Consider the following 21,484-nt stretch of genomic DNA (forward strand, 5'->3'; position numbering starts at 1 on the left):
TGGCTGTGGCTGTGGCTGTGGCTGTGGCTGTGGCTGTGGCTGTGGCTGTGGCTGTGGCTGTGGCTGTGGCTGTGGCTGTGGCTGTGGCGTAGCTGCCATGGGGGGGGATGCAACCTCCGGCCGGTCAAAAAACACCTGAATGACGTTTTTTTCCGCTCCGGGTTCGTGCACCACCGTATGGCCCGGCAGCAGCCAGGCCCCGACCATGCCATGCACCAGCAGCGCCAGCATGACGGCCCAGACCGCGGCCATGCCACGCCAGCCCCGGCCTTCGCTCATGACAGGGCGCAATACGGGAATCCTGCCCATCGTCACATCGTGCTGCTGCTCGGCTTCACCCATTGTGGCTACGGGGCCTCGATCCGGATTTGACAAAAAATAACGCACACCCGAGAACACACTCCGGTTACTGTTCCCATCTTACAGCCTGAAGGAACCAGTTCAATCATGGGCCATGCCCGCCACCCCTGCCTGCACGACAGACCCGTGATCCGCTGGATCATGGTGCTGTGCGCCTGCGTGGGGCTGTGGGGGCAGTTGCTGATCGAAAGCCGCAGCCTGCCCGGTGAGTTGCCCCGGGCCACCATCCTGCGGCTGGCGGGCATCGACATCGCCCCGCGCGTGATCGCGCCCGAACACCATGCGACCCACCATCATACCATGATGGATGGCATGGCGGAACATCGGCATGACCTCCCGGCAGGCCATGGCGGCCACAACCATGCCGAGGGGTGCCCGCTCTGCCCGCTGCTGCACCTGCCCGCACTGGTCCTCACCACCCTTCCCTTCATCCCTGGCCCGCCCGTCATCTGGGCGCGCGACAGGCATGAACCACGCCAGCCCCGTGCGCCGCCACCGGCGCCACTGGGGCTGCCGCCTTCCCACGGGCCACCTTCCGTTTCCTGAACCCACGCGCCGCCGCGTGCCTGCACTGGCACGCGCATTGTGTTTCCTGTTCAGGACATGAAAAGTGACATCGAAAAAAAACACGGCCTCGCTGATTGTCGGGGCCGCTGGCGGCGGCATGCTGGCCATCGCCGTAAGCCATGGCATGGCCCATGCCGAGACCACCGTAACCCTGCCCGGCCTGTCCATTGACGACACGGCGGAAGATACCCCGATGGGCGAACGCCTGCTTTCCGCCAGTTCCCCCTCGCAGGTGGAAGCCACGGCCGCGCGCCTGAGCAGCCCTGATGCGGTCAGCCTGTTCCGCAACCAGCCCGGCGTCAGCGCCTATTCAGCAGGCGGGCTTGCAGCTCTCCCGGCCCTCAACGGCATGGCGGATGACCGCGTGGCCACCGTGGTCGATGGCGTGCGTATCGCCTCGGGCTGCCCCAACCACATGAATCCGGCCCTGTCCTTCATCGACCCGGACAGCGTGGAGACCGCAACCGCCATTGCCGGGATCACCCCCGTCAGCATGGGTGGTGACAGCACCGGCGGCACCATTGACGTTGAACGCCGCGACCCGCAATTCGCCAGGCATGGCAAGATACTGGTCACCGGACACGTCACCGGCACCTATCGCAGCAACGGCGGCGGTTACGGGGCCTCGGGCAGCCTGACGGTGGCGAACGACATGTTCAGCCTGCGCTACAACGCCGCCTACAGCCAGGCGGGGGACTATAACGGCGGGGGTGACGCCGGGATCGTGCGCTCCACCAGTTACCTGACCTACAACCACGACGTGACCTTTGGCGTGCACAAGGACAACCACCTGTTCTCCCTGACCTTCGGCCAGCAGGACACCCCGCGTGAGGGGTTTGCCAACCAGTACATGGACATGACCAACAACCGTTCCACATACGTGAACGGCAAATATGTCGGCACGTTCGACTGGGGCCAGCTTGAGGCACGCGGCTACTGGCAGCGCGAGGACCATGCCATGGACTTCCTGCCCGACCGGCGCAAGACCACCCACATGCCCATGAACACCAATGCCCGCATGGCAGGCTACAGCATCAAGGCCACCATCGCGCTGGCCGAGCGCCACACCCTGCGGCTGGGCAGTTCCTTCGACCATTCCGGCCTGAATGACTGGTGGCCCCCCGTGGCGGGAAGCATGATGATGGGACCGGACACCTATCACAGCATCAATGACGGCCACCGCGACCGGCTGGGCCATTTCGTGGAGTGGGAAGCGGCGTGGACCCCGCGCGTCTCGACGCTGCTGGGGTTCCGCAATGATCTGGTCATGATGAATACGGGCCCCGTCGCGCCCTATTCGACCATGCCGTCCATGATGAACAATACGAACATCAAGGCCGCCAATGCATTCAATGCGCTGGACCGGGGGCGGACGGACGTGAATTTCGATGTCACGGCCCTCGTGCGCTGGAAGCCACGGCGTGACCTGTCGATCGAGGGTGGATACGCCCGCAAGACCCGCTCGCCCAACCTGTACGAACGCTACGCCTGGGGCCAGTCCGCCATGGTCAGCAGCATGATCAACTGGTTTGGTGACGGCAATGGCTATGTCGGCAACCCCGACCTCAAGCCGGAAGTGGCCAATACCGCCTCCATCACCGCCGACTGGCACGACCCCGATGGCGACCGCTGGGACCTGAAGGTCCAGCCCTACTACACCTATACCCATCATTACGTGAACGCGCAGCGCATCGCGCCCGCCGCCAACGGGTTCTACACGCTGGGCTTCGTCAACCATAACGCCCAGAGCTACGGCATCAACGCATCGGGCAATTACCGCCTGTGGCAGACCGCGCGTTTCGGGCGTGGCGAGATCGTGGCCAACGTCAACTGGGTGCGCGGGCAGGACCTGACCAATGGCGCGGGGCTGTACCACCAGATGCCCACCAACGGTAACGTGGCGCTGCATGAGCGGTGGAAGAACTGGACCGGCCGGGTCGAGATGACCTTTGTCAAGGCCAAGGACACGGTGGACTGGGTGCGCAGCGAACCGCGCACGCCCGGCTATGCCCTGCTGGGGCTGGGGGGGCAGTACACGTGGCGCTACATGACGCTGGACGCCAGCATCGATAATGTCCTGAACCAGAAATACGAGCTGCCGCTTGGCGGCTGGTCACTGGCGGATTCCGCCGCCACCGGCGTGCTGCGCGCCCTGCCGGGCATGGGGCGGTCATTCAACGTGAGCCTGACCGCCAGTTTCTGAACAGGCCCCCATTGCCCGGGAGGGAGCGATTTTCCCTTTCCGTGCAAGGGGCCAGCCCGTGGCGCACATGCGCTTTCGCTTTGACGTGGGCGGCGGCGCACGCTACGGCAGGACTATGTTGGCCGAACCCGCTGTCCGGTGCGGCCATCACCCTCATGCGCGGGAGGCATTGTGAACGGCGTTCTCGATTTTGTTGCCGGACTGGGCAGGACCGTTCTGGATATTGTCCGCACCGCCGGACGGGTTGCGCTGTTTGCCGCCGTTGCCCTGTCACACATGGTCCGCCCGCCCTTTTACTGGCGCACGCTGTGGGGGACGCTGGTGGAGATCGGCTATTTCTCCCTGCCCGTGGTCGCCCTGACCGCCCTGTTCTCCGGTGGCGTGATCGCGCTGCAGTCCTATACCGGATTCGCCCAGTACCATGCACAGAACGCGATTGCGGGTATCGTCATCCTCGCGGTCACGCGTGAACTCGGGCCGGTGCTGGCCGGGCTCATGGTCGCGGGCCGGGTGGGGGCCGCGATGTCGGCCGAGATCGGGACCATGCGCGTCACCGACCAGATCGACGCGCTGAGCACGCTGTCCACCAACCCCATCAAGTACCTGGTCACGCCCCGGCTCGTGGCGGGCACGCTGGCGCTGCCGTTCCTGGTGCTGGTGGCGGACATACTGGGGGTGCTGGGCGGATTTACCGTGTGCGTTATGAAGCTGGATTTCTCGGCTTCCGCCTATATCGCGGCCACCCTTGCCTCCCTCAAGGTCATGGATGTGACCGTGGGGCTGGTCAAGGCCGCGATCTTCGGGTTCCTGATCGCGCTCATGGGCTGTTACCATGGCTACCACAGCCGGGGCGGGGCCGAAGGTGTCGGGGCCGCGACAACGGCCGCGGTCGTCGCCGCTTCCATCCTGCTGCTGACATTCGATTACCTCCTGACGGATGTGTTCTTTTCCCAATGACCGAAGCAACACCCAAGATCCGCATTCGCGGCCTGAAAAAGGCCTTTGGCCCCAAGGTTGTGCTTGATGGGGTGGACCTTGATGTCATGGGCGGCACGTCGTTCGTGGTCATTGGCGGGTCGGGCACGGGCAAGTCGGTGCTGCTGCGCTGCATACTGGGGCTGATCACGCCCGATGCCGGTTCCATCGAGATTGATGGCGTGGACGTGACCACACTGTCGCCCCGCCAGCGCGAACCCTACATGGCGCGCATCGGCATGCTGTTCCAGAACGGCGCGCTGTTCGACAGCCTGAGCGTATGGGAAAACGTGACCTTTGGCCTGATGGCCGCCGCCCGCATCGGCCGTGGCCCGCGCATTACCCGCGCGCAGGCCCGGCAGCGCGCGGGTACCCTGCTGGAGCAGGTGGGCATGGACCCGGCGGTGGGGGCACTCTCGCCATCCGAACTGTCGGGCGGCATGCAGAAGCGCGTGGGGCTGGCGCGCGCCATCGCGGCCCAGCCGGAAATCCTGTTTTTTGATGAACCGACCACGGGCCTCGACCCGATCATGGGCGCGGTGATTGACGGGCTGATTGCCGATTGCGTGCGCAGGCTTGGCTCCACCGCCATCGCCATCACGCATGACATGGCGTCCGCCCAGCGGATCGGTGACAGGGTCGGCATGCTCTATCAGGGCAGGCTGATCTGGCAGGGCACGCCGTCCACCCTGTTCGACAGCGGCAACCCCGTGGTGGACCAGTTCACCCATGGCCGCCGGGAAGGGCCGATCAAGGTTGACGTGCCCACCTGATTCCGGCCACGCGTCACCCCATATATATCCGGTCTGTTCTTGCGCAAGGAGCCATCATGGCGCGTCGGCCCGCTAACCGTTTTGTCTGTCAGTCCTGTGGGGCGGTCTTTCCCAAGTGGTCGGGCCGGTGCGACGCCTGTGGCGCGTGGAACAGCATCGTGGAGGAAACGGTCGAACCCACCGCCACCGGTGGCACCAACGCGCGCAGGCGCGCGGGCGCGCGCATCAACCTTGTGGGCCTTGCAGGCGATACCCCGCCGCCGCCACGCATTGAAACCCGCATAAGCGAACTGGACCGCGTGCTGGGGGGCGGGCTGGTGCCGGCCTCGGTCGTGCTGGTGGGCGGGGACCCGGGCATCGGCAAATCGACGCTGCTGCTGCAGGGGGCGTGCGCGCTGGCGCGGCTGGGGCGCAAGGTCATGTACATCTCAGGCGAGGAAGCGGTGGACCAGATCCGCCTGCGCGCGCGCAGGCTGGGACTGGAGGCACCGACGCTGGAACTCGCCGCCGCCATCAACGTAGCCGACATCGCCGCGACGCTGGAGGCGGAAAAGGACCTGGCGCTGGTCGTGATCGACTCCATCCAGACCATGTGGATGGAAACGGTGGAAAGCGCGCCCGGCACCGTGAGCCAGGTCCGCGCCAGCGCGTTCGAGTTGATCCGCCTGGCCAAGCAGCGCGGCTTCAGCCTGATCCTTGTCGGCCATGTCACGAAGGAAGGGGCGCTGGCGGGGCCGCGCGTGCTGGAACACATGGTGGATGCGGTGCTGTATTTCGAGGGCGATCGCGGCCACCAGTTCCGCATCCTGCGCGCGGCCAAGAACCGTTTTGGCGCGACGGACGAAATCGGCGTTTTCGCCATGACCGATCAGGGGCTGGAGGAAGTGCCCAATCCCTCCGCCCTGTTCCTGGCGGAGCGGCGCGGGCATATCGCGGGGTCCGCCGTGTTCGCGGGCATGGAGGGCACGCGCCCCGTGCTGCTGGAGGTGCAGGCCCTGCTTTCGCCCAAGGCTGGGGATGGCGGTGCGCGGCGCGCGGTCGTGGGGTGGGACACGGGGCGGCTGAACATGCTGCTGGCCGTGCTGGAAGCGCGCTGCGGCATCAAGCTCAACACCATGGATGTCCACCTCAATATCGCAGGCGGCCTGCGCGTGGGGGAACCGGCGGCCGACATGGCGGTGGCCGCCGCCCTTGTATCCGCCGCGACCGGGCAGCCGACCAGTGCGGGTTCGGTCTATTTTGGCGAAGTCGGCCTGTCGGGCGAGATACGTCAGGTCTCGCAACCCGATACAAGGCTGAAGGAAGCCCATAAGCTGGGGTTCGAGCAGGCTTTCCTGCCGCGCCGGATCGCGCGCGGCAACCGCAAGCCCTCCGCCCCGGATGGGCTGGGCATACAGGAAATCGGCCATCTGGGTGATCTGGTCAGCCTGTTTACGGGAGCGATGGAGGGGGCGGACGCGTGAGCGCGCCCGAACGCTTCATGCTGCGCGAACCCGCCATGCTGGAGCGGGAAGTCAAGAAAAGCATCTTCCTTGCGCAGGCCGCCCCGGTCTCAACCCCTGCGGAAGCCATGGACTTCATTGCATCCGTCAGCGACCCGGACGCCACCCATAACTGCTGGGCCTACCTGATTGGCCAGACCTACCGCAGCGATGACGCGGGCGAGCCGGGTGGTACGGCAGGCCGCCCCATCCTGCAGGTGATCGAGGGGCAGGGATTTGACCGCACCGTGGTCGTCGTTACCCGCTGGTTCGGGGGCACCAAGCTGGGCGCGGGCGGCCTGGTGCGGGCCTATGGCGGCACGGCGGCGGAATGCCTGCGCCAGGCCCCCCGCCAGCCGATCGTGGAGATGGTGGACCTGACCTTTGGCTGCGGGTTTTCCGACCACGCGCTGCTGCGCGCCCGGCTGGAAGGGATGGACTGCCAGATCGTGGCGGAAGATTTTGGCGCGGATGGCGTTGGTCTGCATATCAGCGCCCCCGCCGCGCGGGAGGCGGAGGTACGCGCCCGCATTACCGACATAACCCGCGGGCAGGCCATGATCCGCGTGGTGGAGGAAGATGCGCCACAGGGTGTTGGAGAGTAACGGCATTCCCGCTATGTCAGACAGCGTTTCACGTTCAGCATACGGAAAAGACCAGATATGACCGATACCCCGCCGGACCGTCTGTCCGTCAATCCCGCCAGTCCCTTTTACGACGAAGCCCTGCTTGATCGCGGCATTGGCGTGCGCTTCAAGGGCATCGAGAAAACCAATGTCGAGGAATACTGCATAAGCGAAGGCTGGGTGCGGCTGGCTGTCGGGCGCGGCACCGACCGCTTCGGCAACCCCATGGCCATGAAGGTCACCGGCCCGGTGGAAGTCTGGTTCAAGTCCTGAACCCCACGCACCGGTAACGGAAAAGGCCGCGTCCGGAAGGACAGCGGCCTTTTTTATTAAGCTTTTTCAGGCGGCTTCCGTTTCCGGCGGCCTCACGCCTCGTCAATCGGGCGTTTGGGCAGCAGCGCGGGCACGAACACCAGCGTTGCCACCAGCGTGCAGCCCAGTGAAAGCAGCAGCAGCCGCCCCATGCTGGCCGTGCCCGGATGGTGCGACGCCGCCAGCGAGCCGAACGCCGTGCCCGTTGTCAGTGCCGAGAACAGCACCGCGCGCGCCGTGGGGCTGGACAGTGGCAGCTTGATGCCCGCGCGCCAGTTCATGACGAAGTAGATGTTGAACGACACCCCAACCCCCAGCAGCAGCGGCAGGGCGATGATGTTGGCGAAGTTGAGCTGCTCAGGCACCATGATGACCAGAATCACCGTCATCAGCGCCGAAAGCAGCAGCGGCGCCAGCACCAGCGCCGTATCCAGCAGCCTGCGCAGGGCGACGGCAAGGATGATGGCGATCATGACAATGGCCGCCGCCGCCGCCGTGACAAAGGCATGCACCATGGTCGCCGCGCTCTGCACGATATCAATGGCGGACCCTGCCGCCATGGGCGCGACCTTGCGGATCTCGTTTACATAGGTGTGCAGCGCGTGGTTGCCCTGCATTTCATGGCTGGGATGGACCTCGACCAGCGCGCGCCCGTCCGGCAGCAGGTAATCATGTGCGATCTGTGCTGGCACATCGGCAATCGTGACCGGCCGGGCACGCAGCATGTCGCGCAGCATGTCGAGCTGCATCGGCAGGAAGCGCACCAGCGCCTCGTTCGTGGCCATCACACGCTGGTCATCCGCCTTTGACAGATGCGCCAGCGCCGACTGGATGCGGCGCAGAGGGTCATTGGCGGGCAGCTTGTCCAGCACGCCCCCCAGCGACGCCGCCGTATGCGCGGCGGCGGCCCGCACGGCAGCAGCGTCCGGCGCGGGCTTGGGGTTGGCGACAAGCAGGGTCGGCAGCAGGATATTGGCCGCATCGGCAATCAGCGGCAGCTTGTCCTTCTGGTCCGATGGCACGAGCGAGCCGAGCCACAGCGCATCATGCACCATGGGTAGGCCGGACAGCTTGTCAGACATGGCGCCCGCCTGCTTCAGGTCCGGCAGCAGTATATCGACCGTATAGGGCGAGTACTGGGGCTCGGACATGAGCATGCCCAGCGTGACCATCCCCTCGGATTTGGGGTTCTTGGTATGCAGGGGGTCGGCGTCGAATGTCAGGCGCGGCGTCAGCCCCAGCCCCACCAGCGCAATGACCACGAAAACCGCGAGGATCGGCTTGCGATGGCGGCGGATGCCCCGGTCGATGGGACGGGCGAAGACAAAGCCCATCCGGCCATGCCCCGCCGTGGGGCGGAACAGCCGCAGCAGGGCGGGCAGCAGCGTCAATGTGCAGACAAAGGCGAACAGCATGCCAAAGCCCGCAATCAGCCCAAGCTGCGCCACCCCGACAAAGGCGGTGGGGGTAAAGGCAAGGAAACCGGCTGACGTGGCCGTGGCGGCAACGAGAATCTGATGCCCGGTCTCGTTACCGGTGCGCTCAAGGGCTTCCAGCAGCACCGGGGCGGAGCCATCGGGCTGGGTCTGCGCACGGAAGCGGACAGAAAACTGGATGGCAAAGTCCACCGCGATCCCGACAAACAGGATGGCGAAGGCGACCGAGATCAGGTTCAGCTTGCCCACCGCAAGGGCGGCGAAGCCCGTGGTCAGCAGCAACCCCGAGACCAGCGTGATGATGATGGGCACAATGACGCGCCACGTATGCACCGCCAGGATCAGCCACAGCGTGACCAGCGCCAGCGAACCGAGCAGGCCCGCCACCATGCCCTCGGCCACGGTTGCGAATTCCTCATCCGCAATCTGGACATCGCCGGTGATGTGGACATGCGCCCGCCCGCTTTTGACAAAGGGCAGGTCGCGCGCCGCAGCCCGGATCGCATCCGACGCAGCGCCACCGGGCTGGAAGGAATCATAATCCAGCCGGGGCTGGGTCACGACAAACTGGTACTTGCCCCCCAGATCGGCCAGGTCGCCCGCCAGCAGCCGCTCCCACGAAAGGGGTTCGGGCGTACCCTCCACCGAATGTTGCAACGTGGTGGCGAAACCATCGAGCGCGGGGCGGAAATTGCCCAGGTCCGCCTGCCCCTGGCTCAGCCCCAGCGCGATCAGGTCCAGCGCGCTGAACAGCCCGCGCCCCGAGGGGTCGGCCGCCAGTTCACTCAGGAAAGGCTGGGCGATGATGATGGTGTTGAGCACGCGCTCCAGCGCCTTGGGGTCAAGGAACATGAGCCCGTTGCGCACAAGGTAGGGATCGGTCTGGGGCGTGGTGACGTAATTGAAATTGGCATGGTCGTCACGCAGCCGGGCCGCCAGCCCCAGCGCGGTCTGCTGCGCTTCCTCGGGCAAGGGCGCGTCAATGACGGCGACAAGCAGGTCCTGCTTCTGCGGGAACAGCCGCCCCATCTCGTCGGAACGCTTCTTCCAGTCCAGCGAGGACGAGAACATCGTGTCCGTATCTGTGGTCACGCCCAGCAGCATGTAGCTGGCATAGGTCGCGCCCGCTATCAGCACGGCAAACGCCAGCACGACCGCAATGGCACGACGGGAACAGAAAGCGACAAGGCGCCCAAGCGGTACCGATAGCATGACGAGTATTCAGCCCTTCAGAAACCTACGTCGTGCCGCATGGGGCGCGGCAGTCAGTGGAGAGGCCCGGTTTGGCCCATGATGCGGCATGGATGCAAGGTGGTTCTTTATGTCGTGAGGGGAAGCCCACGGCGCAACCAGATCATGGCTGGCCGGGCAGGTGTATTTCCTTGGCGGTGGACGGGTCGGGACGTATCCAGCGCATTTCCATCACCTGCCATGCCAGAAGCGAGGGCAGGCCCCATGCGATCTCACGCAGGCGCTTGATGAGGGACAGCGCAATCCCCACCTGCGGCGACAGCCCGAACAGTCCCCCGATGATGATGTAGCCGCCCTCCGACACCCCAAGCGCCCCCGGAACGGCAAAACCGGCGGACTTCGCGGCCTGTCCCACGCTCTCGATCACAAAACTGTCAGCCAGCGAAAGCGGGTGCCCCATGGCGTCGAGAATGAGGAAAACCTCGAACGTGCCCAGCGACCAGCCCAGTAGTTGCAGCGCGCCCGCGCGCAGCGAATTCTCATGTGTGCGGTAAAGGCCGAGGATTTCATGGTGCAGGCCACGGATGTCCTCCACCCCGTCCCAGCCCAGATGGGCGGCAATGCGCACCAGCAGCTTTTCCACCACCGAAACGGCGCCCAGGTACTGGCTGCCAAAAAAGACCGCCCCCAGCCCGAACGCCGCCAGCGCGCTTTCCATCAGTTCATCCGTCACGTGCGAACGGCGGACAAGGCAGAACAGCACACCCAGCCCGATCAGCGTGAACGTGACCTGGCTGAGCAGTTCAATGGTCAGGTCGCATATGGTGGAGGCCGCCGCCCGCCGTATGCCCAGCCCGTCACGCCGGGCCAGCAGGCGGGTCGTGATGACTTCACCCCCCACCTGCGCCACCGGCAGGAGGTTGTTGATCCCCTCACGCGCGCAGCGCAGGGCGAAGAAATCCATGAAACCCAGCGGGTGCCGCCCGGTCTGGGCCAGTATGCGCCATGCCTGCGCCGAGGCGCAGACCTGGCTTGCATGGAAAATGATGACGGCAGGGATGCTCCACCCGCCAGCCGCGATCAGCCACAGAATGTCGCGCAGGCCGAAACGCCCGAGCATCCATATGGTAAGACCGATCCCGAATGCCCCGGCGATAAGGGTGAACTGCCGCATCCGTCATCCCTGTCCATATAGCACAAACAGGACCATAACAGGCTGATTTCAGTCACTTGTCTGGCCCTGCGCCATCCTAGCAGCCTCTGATTTTCTGAAGCAATGCGAGACTTTCAACACAGGCGGCAACGGCCTCGCGCCCCTTGTTATGCACATCATCACGCGAGCGGACCACGGCCTGCTCGTCCGTATAGGTTGTCAGCACACCGAAGGCGATCGGCACCTCCGTATTCAGCGCAGCCTGCTGAAGCCCGACTGCCGTGCCAAGGCTTATGAACTCGAAATGCGCGGTGTCGCCCTTGATCACACACCCAAGGCAGACCACGCCGTCATAACGCCCGGTGCGGGCCAGGGTCTGCGCCAGCAGGGGCAGCTCATACGCACCCGGCGCATACATGACATCTTCATCACGCATGGAAATGGCATGTTCCGACAGCCATGCCAGCGCGCCATCACGCAGGCCGTGGGTCACGTTCTCATTGAAACGGCTGACCACGATGGCGATACGCGGCGGGTGGGCGAACTCAAGGCGCGCGGGGGTGGAGGGGATGTTGGTACTCATATGCGGCTTTATCCGATCAAATGGTCTGTTTCAGTCGATGTCCGCCGTTTCCGGCGCGCACAGGGCATGGCCCATGCGGGTCCGCTTGGCTTCCAGATAGGCGCGGTTGAAGGGATTGGCCTCAACCTGCAGGGCGATGCGGTCACGCACGTCAAAGCCATGCTGCTGCAGGGCGCGGACCTTGTCGGGGTTGTTGGTCAGCAGGTCGAGCCGGTTCACCCCCAGCGCGTGCAGGATGGCGGACGCTGCATGCCAGTCACGCGCATCGGTCTCGAAACCAAGGCGGTGGTTGGCGTCCACGGTGTCCAGCCCCTCGTCCTGCAGGGCGTAGGCGCGGATCTTGTTGGCAAGGCCGATGCCGCGGCCTTCATGCCCGCGCACGTAAACCAGCACCCCGGCCTTCGACTGCCCGATCTGCTGGAGCGCACCCTGTAGCTGCGCGCCACAGTCACACCGCAGCGAACCCAGCGCATCCCCGGTCACACATTCGGAATGAAGGCGTACCAGCGGCACCGTGCCGGGGGCCGACGGGTCGCCTTTCACCATGGCGACATGCTCGGTCCCGTCCGGCGCGCGGAAGGCATGGATCATCATGTCCGGCCCGCCAAAGCGGCCGGGCAGCCGGGCGCGGGCCACCTGCTCGATCGCCGCAGGCGCATCCGCCCCGTCTTCGAGCGGATGGTCCGTGAGCCAGCGGGCCAGCTCCGCGATGGAAAGGATCTGCAACCCGTGCTTTTCGGCAAAGGGGCGCAGGTCATCCATGCGGGACATGGTGCCATCGGCGTTCATGATCTCACAGATCACGGCGGCGGGGATCAGCCCCGCCATGCGCGCCAGATCGACCGAGGCCTCCGTATGGCCGGGGCGCGCGACCGTGCCGCCGGGCACCGCGCGCAGCGGGAAGATATGGCCCGGCGAGACAAGATCCGCCGACGAGGCATCAGAGGCCGCCGCCACAAGCACCGTGCGTGCGCGGTCAGCAGCCGAGATGCCGGTGGTGACCCCTTCACGCGCCTCGATCGAGACGGTGAACGCCGTGCCGCGCGGGCAGGTGTTCACCTGTGTCATCATGGGCAGGTCAAGCTGGGCGATCCGTTCGGGCGACATGGGCATGCACACCAGCCCACGGGCATGCGTGACCATGAAGTTCATGGCCTCTGGGGTCATGAACTCGGCGGCCATGACCAGATCACCTTCGTTCTCGCGGTCCTCATCATCCACAAGGATGATCATTCCGCCCCGGCGGATGGTGGCGACGGCCTGCGCCACCGCCGGGGGCATCAACGGTAATGACATACGCTCTCCACATATTTGGCGATGACATCGACCTCGACATTCACCGCGTCACCCGGCTTCAGGGTGCCAAGGCTGGTATGGTCCCATGTATGGGGGATGATCATGAGGGCAATGCGGAACATGTCCGCCGCACAGCCATCGGCTCCGGGCGCGCCGACTTCATTCAGCGTCAGGCTGATGCCGTCCAGCGTGATCGACCCCTTCTCCACCAGGTAGCGCCGCAGGCGCGCGGGCACGGCAAAGGTGATGTGGCGTCCCTCGCCCGTCTTTTCCACGGCCAGCAGCCGCGCCGTGCCATCCACATGCCCCTGCACGATATGGCCTGACAGGCGCGTGGCCGGGGTGACCGCGCGCTCAAGGTTCACGACGTGACCGGCCTCGATCCGGCCCAGCGCGGTACAGGACAGCGTCTCCGAACTGAGGAAGAAGGTGGCCTTGCCCGCCGCGTCAAAGGAGGTAACGGTCAGGCACACGCCATTGACCGCGATGCTTTCCCCCAGTTCGAGATCGGTAATGCCGGTCGCGACCGTTATTTCCAGATCCCGGTCCAGATGGCGCGCGGCACTGACGCGGCCCTGGTGTTCAATAATGCCAGAAAACATCGTTACTCCTTCATGGCAGGGGTTTGAGGGGCGAATTCGGGAAAAAGGCGCAGCGGGCTGACATCCCCGCTGCGCACGCGCACATCAAGGTGGTCCACGCCACCGTGCCCCGCCGTAATGGTCAGCCAGTCATGCCACAGGTCGCGCTTACGGATTTCGGCCAGCAGGCCCGGCCCCGCCTCCACCATCGCCCAGGTCACGCCCGCCTGGCCCAGCATGTCGGGCAGGGCGGCGATATCGGTGCAGATCCGCACATCGAAACCACGGCTGCGCGCGGCCAGCAGGTAGGCGTCATCCACCTCGCCACTACGGGTGCAGATGGCGAGGACACGCGGCGCGCGGCCCGGATGGTCCGTCACGCGACGTACATTGAGGGCGGGCCGGTCGGCGCGGATGGTGCCGCCCGCGGTAATCACCGCATCGGTCGCGCGGCGCAGCCGGTGCGCGATGTCGAGCGAGGCATCAGAGGTAAAAGTGGTGCGCCCGGCAGGCGGCACCATGGAACCCGTGGCGTCCAGCGCCTGCTTTACGGTAATCCACGGCTGGCCCGTGCGCATGAAATGGGCGAAGGGCGCGAGCAGGCTGTGGCACATCGCCGCCATGGCCGCCTGCGCGCCCGTGGGCTGGAGCACATGCACGGTGCAGCCCTGCTGGCGCAGGTAATCAGCCCCGCCCCCCTCGACATGCGGGTTGGGGTCACGCACCCCGATCCAGACCTCACGCACCGGCGTGGCCCGCAGCGCCTGTGAGCACGGCCCGGTCCGCCCGGTATGGTTGCACGGCTCCAGCGTGACCACGGCCGTATGGGCGCGATCAAGCAGGCCGCGCTCGCGGCACTGGTTTATGGCCTGTATTTCAGCATGGGGGGTGCCCGCGCGATGATGGCCGCCCACGGCGAGGATGGTGCCGGAACGGTCCAGAAGCGCGCAGCCCACGGGGGGATTGGGGGCGGTCGCGCCGACATGCCGGGCCGCCTCGTCCACCGCCGCGCGAAAGGCGCGGGCAACCGGTTCCGGCAGATCGGCAACGGGGCTGGGGGTGGTACCCTGTGGCAACGCGTCCAAAAAACAGTACTCCATCCATCTGGACGGACTCAGGGCGCGTAAAACCATCGTGCCGCCAGTCTCGGGGGGAATGGCAGGTACACGGTTTTCGTTCTCTCTCATCCGGACTGTAACCGTCGGTTCCGGAATCACACCGGATCTGCTTGACCCCGGCCGCATGGAATACGGCCGGGCGCTCGCGGACTTATGCCCCCGCAAGGGGAACAATCACCGCCGGTGGGGAATTTCGCCCCGCCCTGAGAACGCCAGCGAAACGGGCACGACGCCCGATTCGCGTTCTATATGCAGTGATAGTGGGAACAATTCCGGCGGATTGCAAGTATCCGCCCGCCCATCACCCTTCGCCCCGCTCGCCATGCACGGGCGCGTGGCTGCGGCGGCCCGGGTGCAGCAGGGAGGGAATCCGCCCATGATGGCCGAAATTGACCAGCCGCGCTTCCTCGACCTTGATGCGGTCAAACCATCTTGAGCGCAGCAGCCACGTTGCCAGCGCAGCCCCCATGAACGGCCCCAGCGCATAGATCCAGAACGCATGCCACTGCCCCGCCATCAGGGCGGGACCGAAGCTGCGGGCAAGGTTGGAACTGTTGCCCGACAGCCATGCCGAAATGGGGTTGCAGACAAGAAAGAACAGCCCGCCCGCCCACGGCGTCACCCATTTCAGCACGGGATGCGCGGCCAGGCAGAACAGCATGATCACCAGCAGCCCGGTCAGCACCACCTCCGTCACCAGCGGCCATATGACCGCCACCCCTGAAAAGGGGATGGTCGCGGCATAGGCGGAATCCTGCACCATCTGCCCCCACCCCGGCAGCAGGTGGCCCACAATGGCAAGCAGCAGCGTCGCGAGGCACGCGCCCGCCATCTGCGCGACCATGTAGCCACACAGGTCCACGCCACCCAGCCGCCCCACCATGCTGAACGCCAGCGAGACGGAGGGGCTGACATGCGCCCCGCTGACCCGCCCGAACGGCGTGAACGCGGCCACGGTGCCCGACAGCCCGAAAAACAGCCCGCACAGCGCCGTCTGGACAAGGGGATGGTGGTCCAGCACCCGGCCCACGGGGGTATAGGGCGTGGTCAGCACGGTAACGGAGACGATGCCGCAGATCATCAGCACCGCGGTCGCGATCAGTTCGCAGCCATACAGTTTCCAGTGCAGGGGGTGGTCGGGATGCGCGGCCCCGGCAAGGGGGCGGTCATCGGCGGGGCGGAAACCGGGCTGACGGGCTACGCTCATGTGTCTTACTCCGTCATCAGCATGTACAGGCCTTGAGTTAAGGGAAGAAATGGTGTGGAATAAAGGAAATCATGCGAATATATGCCGTGCATGAGAATAGTTAATGCATAGCAGTTCTACGTTTTTTCTATATAGGATGCTGGCCGTCCCCCTGTTCCGCGCGCGTTGTTGCGGGCAAAAGGGCTCTGGCTTTATCTGCCATCAGTCAATCGGGGGCAGGATTGTTCACTCGTGAGATGCAGGCGGACTTCGTTAACCATGGGTTCAGGGGCTGACACGCCAGACTGATGAATTGCTGTTGGAAAGAAGACCTCCTTTCCTGCCCCGGCGGCAGATCGGCCATGCTGCTGGGCGGGCTTGTGGCCGTTCTGGGTGGCATGGTTACGGTGGACCACGCCCGGGCGGACGACATGGCGGAAATCCGGGCACTGCGGGCCGAAATGCGCCGCATGGAAGCCAAGGTGGAAATGCTGGAGTCCCGCCACGGCATGGCCCGTGGCAACACCTCCGGCCCGGCCAGCCGCTCGCTGCGCTCGGGCGGGCGTGTATCGAGCGGGTGGTCGGCCCCCACGCAGTCCAGCCAGATCACGGCCATGCCCGACCTGTCGCGCCTTGTCATTGGCGGCCCTGCCCTGTCGGATGATGCGCAGGCGGCGGCGGCGGCCGAGAACTCGATGACGGAATCCATCATTCCCGCCCAGCCGAAGCTCGACCTTGATTCCTCCAGCCCGCTCGCCATTACCCAGACCGGCGTGGACAGCCTGCCGCCCGTGTTCCGCATTGGCGGGGTGTCGGTGCGGCTGGGGGGGTTCATCGACTTTTCCAACATCTATCGCAGCAAGAACCTGACCAGCGGCCCGGCCACGAGCTGGGGCAGCTTCCCCTACGCCAACAACCCCAACGCCCATACCGGGGAGTACCGTCCCTCCGCCCAGCTTACGCGCCTGAGCGTGCTGCTGCAGGGCTCCCCCACCAAGGACGAGACCCTGTCCGGCTATATCGAGACCGATTTCGGCGGGGCGGCGGGCACAGCCAACAGCTACCAGACCAACAGCTACACGCCGCGTATCCGGCAGGCGTACATGACATACAGCAACACGAAATGGGGCTTCCATGTGCTGGCGGGGCAGGCATGGAGCCTGACCACGGGCTACACGCAGGGCCTGCTGTCACGTCATGAACAGTTGCCGCCGGTGGTCGATAACAACCAGATACCGGGCATCGTGTTCACCCGTGTGCCACAGATCCGCTTCATCAAGGATTTCGGGCGCAAATGGTGGCTGGGGCTTTCGCTTGAAGCGCCGCAGGTGGCCTATGCGGTTTCGGGCAGTAGCAGCGACCACCCGATGCTCAGCGGTGCCGATGATGATATCCTCGCCTCATCCGGCACGCGCATCCTCTACAGCAATGCCGGTTCGGGCATGCTCAACCCCAATGCCAAATACAGTATGGATGTCGCCCCTGACATCGTGCTGAAGGGCGCGCTCGATACCAAGCCCGCCCATTACGAGGTCTATGGCCTTGCACGCTGGTTCAAGGCCATGGCGCAATCCGCCACGGGTGGCCCGATCCGTGAACGGGTCTCCTTCGCGGGCGGCGTCGGTGGTGACGTGACGGTGCATGTCATTCCCCGCTACCTGCAGTTTACCGGCAACGTGCTGGCAGGCGAGGGCATTGGCCGTTATGGCCCCGGCATGCTGCCCGATGCCACGTTCAGGCCCGATGGCGCGCCTGCCCCCATTCCCGAAATCATCGGCAGCATGGGGCTGATCGGTCACCCGACCCCCAACCTGCTGGTCTATCTTTACGGCGGGGTAGAGCATGCCGGGCGGCGCACCTATACCGGCACGGACGGCTACCAGTACGGCTATGGCGTGAACGATCTGGCCCTGAGCAGCTGTAATGTCGAGATGATTACCGGCGGGAGCTGCGACGCCCAGACCCATACCCTGGCCGACCTGACGGTGGGCGGCTGGTGGCATGTGCTGCAGGGCGGCTATGGCGCGGTCATGACGGGCGTGCAGTACACCTACCTGCGCAAATTCGCCTATAAGGGCGGCGATGGCGCCTCCCCCACCACGGGGGGCAACACCATCTACGTCACGTTCCGTTATCTGCCGTTTCAATAGGCGCGCCAGCCGAAAGTGCCGCCATGCAGTCCGCCGCCGGGTGGGCGATGTGAATGTCATGCATGGCGCTGACGGCACGGATGCTGTCACGCCGCCAGCGGGTGGACATGCCATGGGGCGTGCAGATCGCCCCGGCCCCCAGCAGTGCGCCATTGCCCGGGTCAATCACCGCCAGCACGCCGCGCGGGTTGCGGGGCAGGGCCTGGCGTAGCGCCGTGCGCAGGCGGCTGGCCGTATCGTCATCGGCATGGGTGATCAGGTCGGGCACCAGTTCAATCCAGCCATCCCACCCTGCCGCCACCGCGCGGCGCAGGCGGGGCCATGCCTTCTGCCCGTCCAGCGTCCGGACCGTGGCCTGCGCGCCTTCTTCATGAATCTGGCGGGCAAGGGCGCGCGCGCTCAGGGTGGATGCGGATTCGGTCACGCCCGTATCCTTGGGCAGGCTCGCCGCCAGCGCTGTCAGCCCGATGGCGGGGCCAAGCAGGGCCACAAGCAGCATCAGCCGGGGAAACAAACGGATACGCATGGTTTTTGTTCTCCCTTCCTACTGGTGTTGCGCTATGGTCGAGAAAAGACGGCAATCGTGGCGCTGGCAGGGCGGCGGTGGGGAAAATCATGGGCACGCCGGTTGCAGCACGCAGCGCATGTCCCTATAGCCTGCGGCGGTGCCCGTATTTACCGGGGCAGCCGCGCGATCCTGACCGGACCAGCCACGCGCGTTGACCAGGGGGGCCACAGTCTCCGGTCCCGATCCCATTTTCTGGCGGTCCTGCCTTTGTGGAGAACATACGTTTCATGAGTGCCATGTCCTCTTCTGAAATTTCGCGCCTTCAGGTCTGCCTGCGTCGTCTGCTGGGTTCACCGGGGCTTACAGTCAACGCACCGCCGCGCGCCGGGCTGTCGGTCGAACTGGCCGTGAACGGTGAAGTGGTGGGAACGGTCCACCGCGATGAGGATGAAGGTGAAGTGTCCTACGCCGTGCACATGACGGTGCTGGAAGAAGACCTGCCCGCCCCGAAATAACCCCTGCGCGGGGGTGGCGGGAAAAACCTTCCCGCCCGCCTGCGGCCTAAGGCTGTGTTACCGGCTGCGGAACCGGCCCCGCCGAGGCCTCGATCAGGGGCTGGGGATGGGGTGCCGGCAGGTCCACGCGGTCAATCTTCCACTGGAATGCATGAATCCGCATCTGCAGGCGCAGCGGCGTCTCGTTTTCGTGCCCCGGCATGATGACGCTGGCCTCGAACACGCCCGGATGGGTGAAATGCATGTGCACCCGCCCCAGCAGGCCCAGCAGTGAGCCCGGTGTCACCCGGATCTGTTCCTGCGGCACGAGATGATCAATGAGCGTGCCCAGACGCTCGGGGCGCACTTCCTCATCAACCGCATTGGACACGGCGGAGGAGGCGAAGGATTCCCCGAATCCGGGCAGTTCGTCATCTGCGTGCGGCGGGCCGATCAGGCTGTCCACCACCTGGTTTTTCAGGCTGCTGCGCACCGATTCCCACTTGAGGCAGGTATTCAGGCTTCCCAGATCATGGGTGCGGACCGCCGATGTGACCGACCACAGCGTGAAAAACGGTGACGCGGCGTACAGCGATGTCGCGGCCGCCAGCGTGCCCGCACAGACCCAGCGCGCCTGCTGGCGGCGCAGGGCGGCGATCCCGCCGGGAATTTCCATACGGGAAAGATAAGACATTGATTTATACTCCCCCCGAGATGGTTTCACGTGCCTTATGGACTATACGGGAAACATATCCGGCATGCATTGGTTTCATGATTATATGAAGAAATTGTCACGTAATCGTGAACTCAAGGTCACCGCTTCCCGCTGCGTTCCGCCATGCGCACGGTGTATCCGCCATGAAGGCCCCACGGGCCGCGCCAGGAGACAGGGATGAATTTTACCGAGGAAGAGATCCAGCGCTACGCACGCCACATCCTCCTGCCCGAAGTGGGCGGAACAGGTCAGGATGCCCTGAAAAAAGCGCGTATTCTGATAGTTGGCGCAGGCGGTCTGGGCTCGCCCGTGGCGCTGTACCTCGCCGCAGCGGGCGTGGGCCGGATCGGCCTGGTGGATGATGACGTGGTGGAACTGTCCAACCTGCAACGCCAGATCGCGCATGTGACCGACCGGATCGGTCAGCCAAAAGTCGAGTCGGCCGCGCAGGCGCTGCATGCGATCAATCCGGGAACACGGGTCGATTGTCATAACGTCCGGCTGACGGCGGACAACGCGCGTGAACTGGTGCGTGGCTACGACCTGGTCTGTGATGGCTGCGACAATTTCGCCACCCGCTATCTGGTGGCCGATGCCTGCGCGCTGGAAAAGCGCACCCTTGTCTCCGCCGCCGTGCTGCGCTTCGAGGGGCAGCTTTCCACCTTCCGCCCCGGCGGGCCGTGCTACCGCTGCCTGTACCCCGAAGCCCCCCCGGCAGGCACCGTGCCATCATGCGCGGAAGCGGGCGTGTTCGGCGCCGTAACCGGCGTAATGGGCACCCTGCAGGCAACCGAGGCGCTGAAGGAAATCCTCGGCATAGGTGAAAGCCTTGCGGGCCGCCTGCTGGTATGGGACGCACTGGCCATGCGCTTTCACACCATCGCCCTGCCCGCCGATCCCGACTGCGCGCTATGTGGCGCGCACCCGTCCATCCATGACCTGTCATCCCACCGCCATGCGGCCCCGGCCACCTGCGAACTGGCGGCGCAGGGCGCGTCATGACGACCGGCGACGAAACGGGGGCGCTGGCCATCCTGCTCCATGACGGGAGCTATGCCCGGGCGCATTATGCCTTCATGCTGGCGGCGGGCGCGCTGGCCATTGACCGCCCGGTGCTGATGTTCGCCGCCGGGCGTGGCGTACATGCGCTGGCGCGTGACTGGCGCGGCCTGCATGATGCGTGCGATGACAGTGCGGTGCGCGCGCGCGGTGTCGCGAGCATGGATGCGCTGCGCGACGCCGTGCGTGAACTGGGCATAACCCTCATGGCATGCGACGCTGCGCTGAAACTATGTGACCTTGCCCCGCAACTTCTGCTTGATGGTGTGGAGATAGCCGGTATCCCTACTTTCCTTGAGGCCGCCCGGGGGCGGCAGATCATAACCCTGTAAGGATTGAAGAACACGATGGCGCAGTGCGTGCGGCATGAATTCCTTGCGCGACCGGCCCATGCGCCGTTTCGCGCCATGGTGCGGTTGGGGTATCTGGCGGGCTGTGCTGCGGTGCTGGCCACCGGCTGGGGCCACATGGCCCACGCGGCGACACAGGCAGCAACGGCGCATCATCACGCTGCCCATGCCCCGGCCAGCGCGACCAGCAGCCTTGGCCACGCCCATGTGCATACAGGCAGGAAAAAGGAAAAGGCCAAGGCCCACGCTGCCCGGCACCACCATGCCGCCGCCATCGCCACCGGAGCCGCCGGGGCCGCCGTCGGTGCGGGTGCGGTTGCCGCCACGGGGGCCGAGTCCCCCACCACACCGGCCCACACCGCCGCCC

General features: G+C 65.4%; 21 protein-coding genes, 1 pseudogene and 1 riboswitch. Of the genes and pseudogenes, 13 read left to right on the top strand and 9 right to left on the bottom strand.

Going from position 1 to position 21,484, the window contains the following annotated elements:
- The 8 genes from DY926_RS17545 to DY926_RS10635 form a co-directional block, all read left to right on the top strand.
- A partial coding sequence (locus DY926_RS17545; protein ID WP_186336143.1) for a hypothetical protein occupies positions 1–372 on the top strand: 372 nt, incomplete at its 5' end.
- Positions 373–447: 75 nt separating this feature from the next.
- Positions 448–906, top strand: a complete 459-nt coding sequence (locus DY926_RS10605; protein WP_186336144.1) for a DUF2946 domain-containing protein — start codon at positions 448–450, stop codon at positions 904–906.
- A 118-nt stretch (positions 907–1,024) separates the two neighbouring features.
- The gene (locus DY926_RS10610; protein ID WP_241503165.1) at positions 1,025–3,130 is read left to right on the top strand and encodes a TonB-dependent receptor; all 2,106 of its coding nucleotides are present in this window, start codon (positions 1,025–1,027) and stop codon (positions 3,128–3,130) included.
- Between the two features lie 171 nt (positions 3,131–3,301).
- On the top strand, positions 3,302–4,087 hold the full coding sequence (locus DY926_RS10615; protein ID WP_116703359.1) for an MlaE family ABC transporter permease: 786 nt from the start codon (positions 3,302–3,304) through the stop codon (positions 4,085–4,087).
- Complete coding sequence (locus DY926_RS10620; protein ID WP_116703345.1) at positions 4,084–4,878, top strand: ABC transporter ATP-binding protein; 795 nt, start codon at positions 4,084–4,086, stop codon at positions 4,876–4,878. The genes DY926_RS10615 and DY926_RS10620 overlap by 4 nt, the downstream gene beginning before the upstream one ends.
- Before the next feature lie 56 nt (positions 4,879–4,934).
- Positions 4,935–6,341 (top strand): DNA repair protein RadA, encoded by a 1,407-nt coding sequence (gene radA / locus DY926_RS10625; RefSeq protein WP_116703346.1) that lies wholly within the window; start codon positions 4,935–4,937, stop codon positions 6,339–6,341.
- Positions 6,338–6,964: an IMPACT family protein gene (locus DY926_RS10630; RefSeq protein WP_116703347.1), complete on the top strand. Its 627-nt coding sequence runs from the start codon at positions 6,338–6,340 to the stop codon at positions 6,962–6,964. Before radA ends, DY926_RS10630 begins: the two co-directional genes overlap by 4 nt.
- A gap of 57 nt (positions 6,965–7,021) precedes the next feature.
- Positions 7,022–7,258, top strand: coding sequence for a DUF3297 family protein (locus tag DY926_RS10635; RefSeq protein ID WP_025814346.1), 237 nt, complete (start codon positions 7,022–7,024; stop codon positions 7,256–7,258).
- Positions 7,259–7,350: 92 nt separating this feature from the next.
- Here the strand turns inward: DY926_RS10635 and DY926_RS10640 are convergent, their stop codons facing one another.
- The 7 genes from DY926_RS10640 to DY926_RS10670 form a co-directional block, all read right to left on the bottom strand.
- Complete coding sequence (locus DY926_RS10640) at positions 7,351–9,945, bottom strand: MMPL family transporter (protein WP_116703348.1); 2,595 nt, start codon at positions 9,943–9,945, stop codon at positions 7,351–7,353.
- A 142-nt stretch (positions 9,946–10,087) separates the two neighbouring features.
- On the bottom strand, positions 10,088–11,098 hold the full coding sequence (locus DY926_RS10645; protein ID WP_116703349.1) for a lysylphosphatidylglycerol synthase domain-containing protein: 1,011 nt from the start codon (positions 11,096–11,098) through the stop codon (positions 10,088–10,090).
- 76 nt (positions 11,099–11,174) lie between these two features.
- The gene (ribH, locus tag DY926_RS10650) at positions 11,175–11,660 is read right to left on the bottom strand and encodes a 6,7-dimethyl-8-ribityllumazine synthase (RefSeq protein WP_116703350.1); all 486 of its coding nucleotides are present in this window, start codon (positions 11,658–11,660) and stop codon (positions 11,175–11,177) included.
- A gap of 30 nt (positions 11,661–11,690) precedes the next feature.
- On the bottom strand, positions 11,691–12,941 hold the full coding sequence (gene ribB / locus DY926_RS10655; protein ID WP_116703351.1) for a 3,4-dihydroxy-2-butanone-4-phosphate synthase: 1,251 nt from the start codon (positions 12,939–12,941) through the stop codon (positions 11,691–11,693).
- Positions 12,941–13,558, bottom strand: a complete 618-nt coding sequence (locus DY926_RS10660) for a riboflavin synthase (RefSeq protein WP_116703352.1) — start codon at positions 13,556–13,558, stop codon at positions 12,941–12,943. The genes ribB and DY926_RS10660 overlap by 1 nt, the downstream gene beginning before the upstream one ends.
- 2 nt (positions 13,559–13,560) lie before the next feature.
- The gene (gene ribD, locus DY926_RS10665) at positions 13,561–14,577 is read right to left on the bottom strand and encodes a bifunctional diaminohydroxyphosphoribosylaminopyrimidine deaminase/5-amino-6-(5-phosphoribosylamino)uracil reductase RibD (protein ID WP_116703360.1); all 1,017 of its coding nucleotides are present in this window, start codon (positions 14,575–14,577) and stop codon (positions 13,561–13,563) included.
- A 131-nt stretch (positions 14,578–14,708) separates the two neighbouring features.
- A riboswitch (FMN riboswitch) is annotated at positions 14,709–14,870 on the bottom strand.
- An 86-nt stretch (positions 14,871–14,956) separates the two neighbouring features.
- Positions 14,957–15,862, bottom strand: coding sequence for an MIP/aquaporin family protein (locus DY926_RS10670; RefSeq protein ID WP_116703353.1), 906 nt, complete (start codon positions 15,860–15,862; stop codon positions 14,957–14,959).
- Positions 15,863–16,203: 341 nt separating this feature from the next.
- Here DY926_RS10670 and DY926_RS10675 point away from each other — a divergent pair, with 341 nt between their 5' ends.
- Positions 16,204–17,991: a hypothetical protein gene (locus DY926_RS10675; RefSeq protein ID WP_186336145.1), complete on the top strand. Its 1,788-nt coding sequence runs from the start codon at positions 16,204–16,206 to the stop codon at positions 17,989–17,991.
- Here the strand turns inward: DY926_RS10675 and DY926_RS10680 are convergent.
- Entirely contained in the window at positions 17,963–18,517 is a 555-nt protein-coding gene (locus DY926_RS10680) for a hypothetical protein (RefSeq protein WP_241503164.1), read from the bottom strand. The genes DY926_RS10675 and DY926_RS10680 overlap by 29 nt on opposite strands.
- A gap of 269 nt (positions 18,518–18,786) precedes the next feature.
- Between DY926_RS10680 and DY926_RS10685 the strand changes: the two genes are divergently transcribed.
- On the top strand, positions 18,787–19,014 hold the full coding sequence (locus DY926_RS10685) for a DUF3126 family protein (RefSeq protein WP_025813609.1): 228 nt from the start codon (positions 18,787–18,789) through the stop codon (positions 19,012–19,014).
- 46 nt (positions 19,015–19,060) lie between these two features.
- Here DY926_RS10685 and DY926_RS10690 read toward each other — a convergent pair whose 3' ends face one another.
- The gene (locus DY926_RS10690) at positions 19,061–19,687 is read right to left on the bottom strand and encodes a DUF2939 domain-containing protein (RefSeq protein WP_116703355.1); all 627 of its coding nucleotides are present in this window, start codon (positions 19,685–19,687) and stop codon (positions 19,061–19,063) included.
- 198 nt (positions 19,688–19,885) lie between these two features.
- Between DY926_RS10690 and DY926_RS10695 the strand changes: the two genes are divergently transcribed.
- From DY926_RS10695 to DY926_RS18005, 3 genes and pseudogenes are all read left to right on the top strand, one after another.
- A complete protein-coding gene (locus DY926_RS10695) occupies positions 19,886–20,710 on the top strand; it encodes a HesA/MoeB/ThiF family protein (protein WP_116703356.1) in 825 nt (274 codons plus the stop codon).
- Entirely contained in the window at positions 20,707–21,099 is a 393-nt protein-coding gene (locus DY926_RS10700; RefSeq protein WP_116703357.1) for a DsrE/DsrF/DrsH-like family protein, read from the top strand. Before DY926_RS10695 ends, DY926_RS10700 begins: the two co-directional genes overlap by 4 nt.
- Positions 21,100–21,114: 15 nt before the next feature.
- Positions 21,115–21,484 (top strand): annotated as a pseudogene (locus DY926_RS18005) (SH3 domain-containing protein); the annotation flags it as partial.

Source organism: Komagataeibacter melaceti, assembly GCF_003403295.1.
Classification (GTDB): domain Bacteria; phylum Pseudomonadota; class Alphaproteobacteria; order Acetobacterales; family Acetobacteraceae; genus Komagataeibacter; species Komagataeibacter melaceti.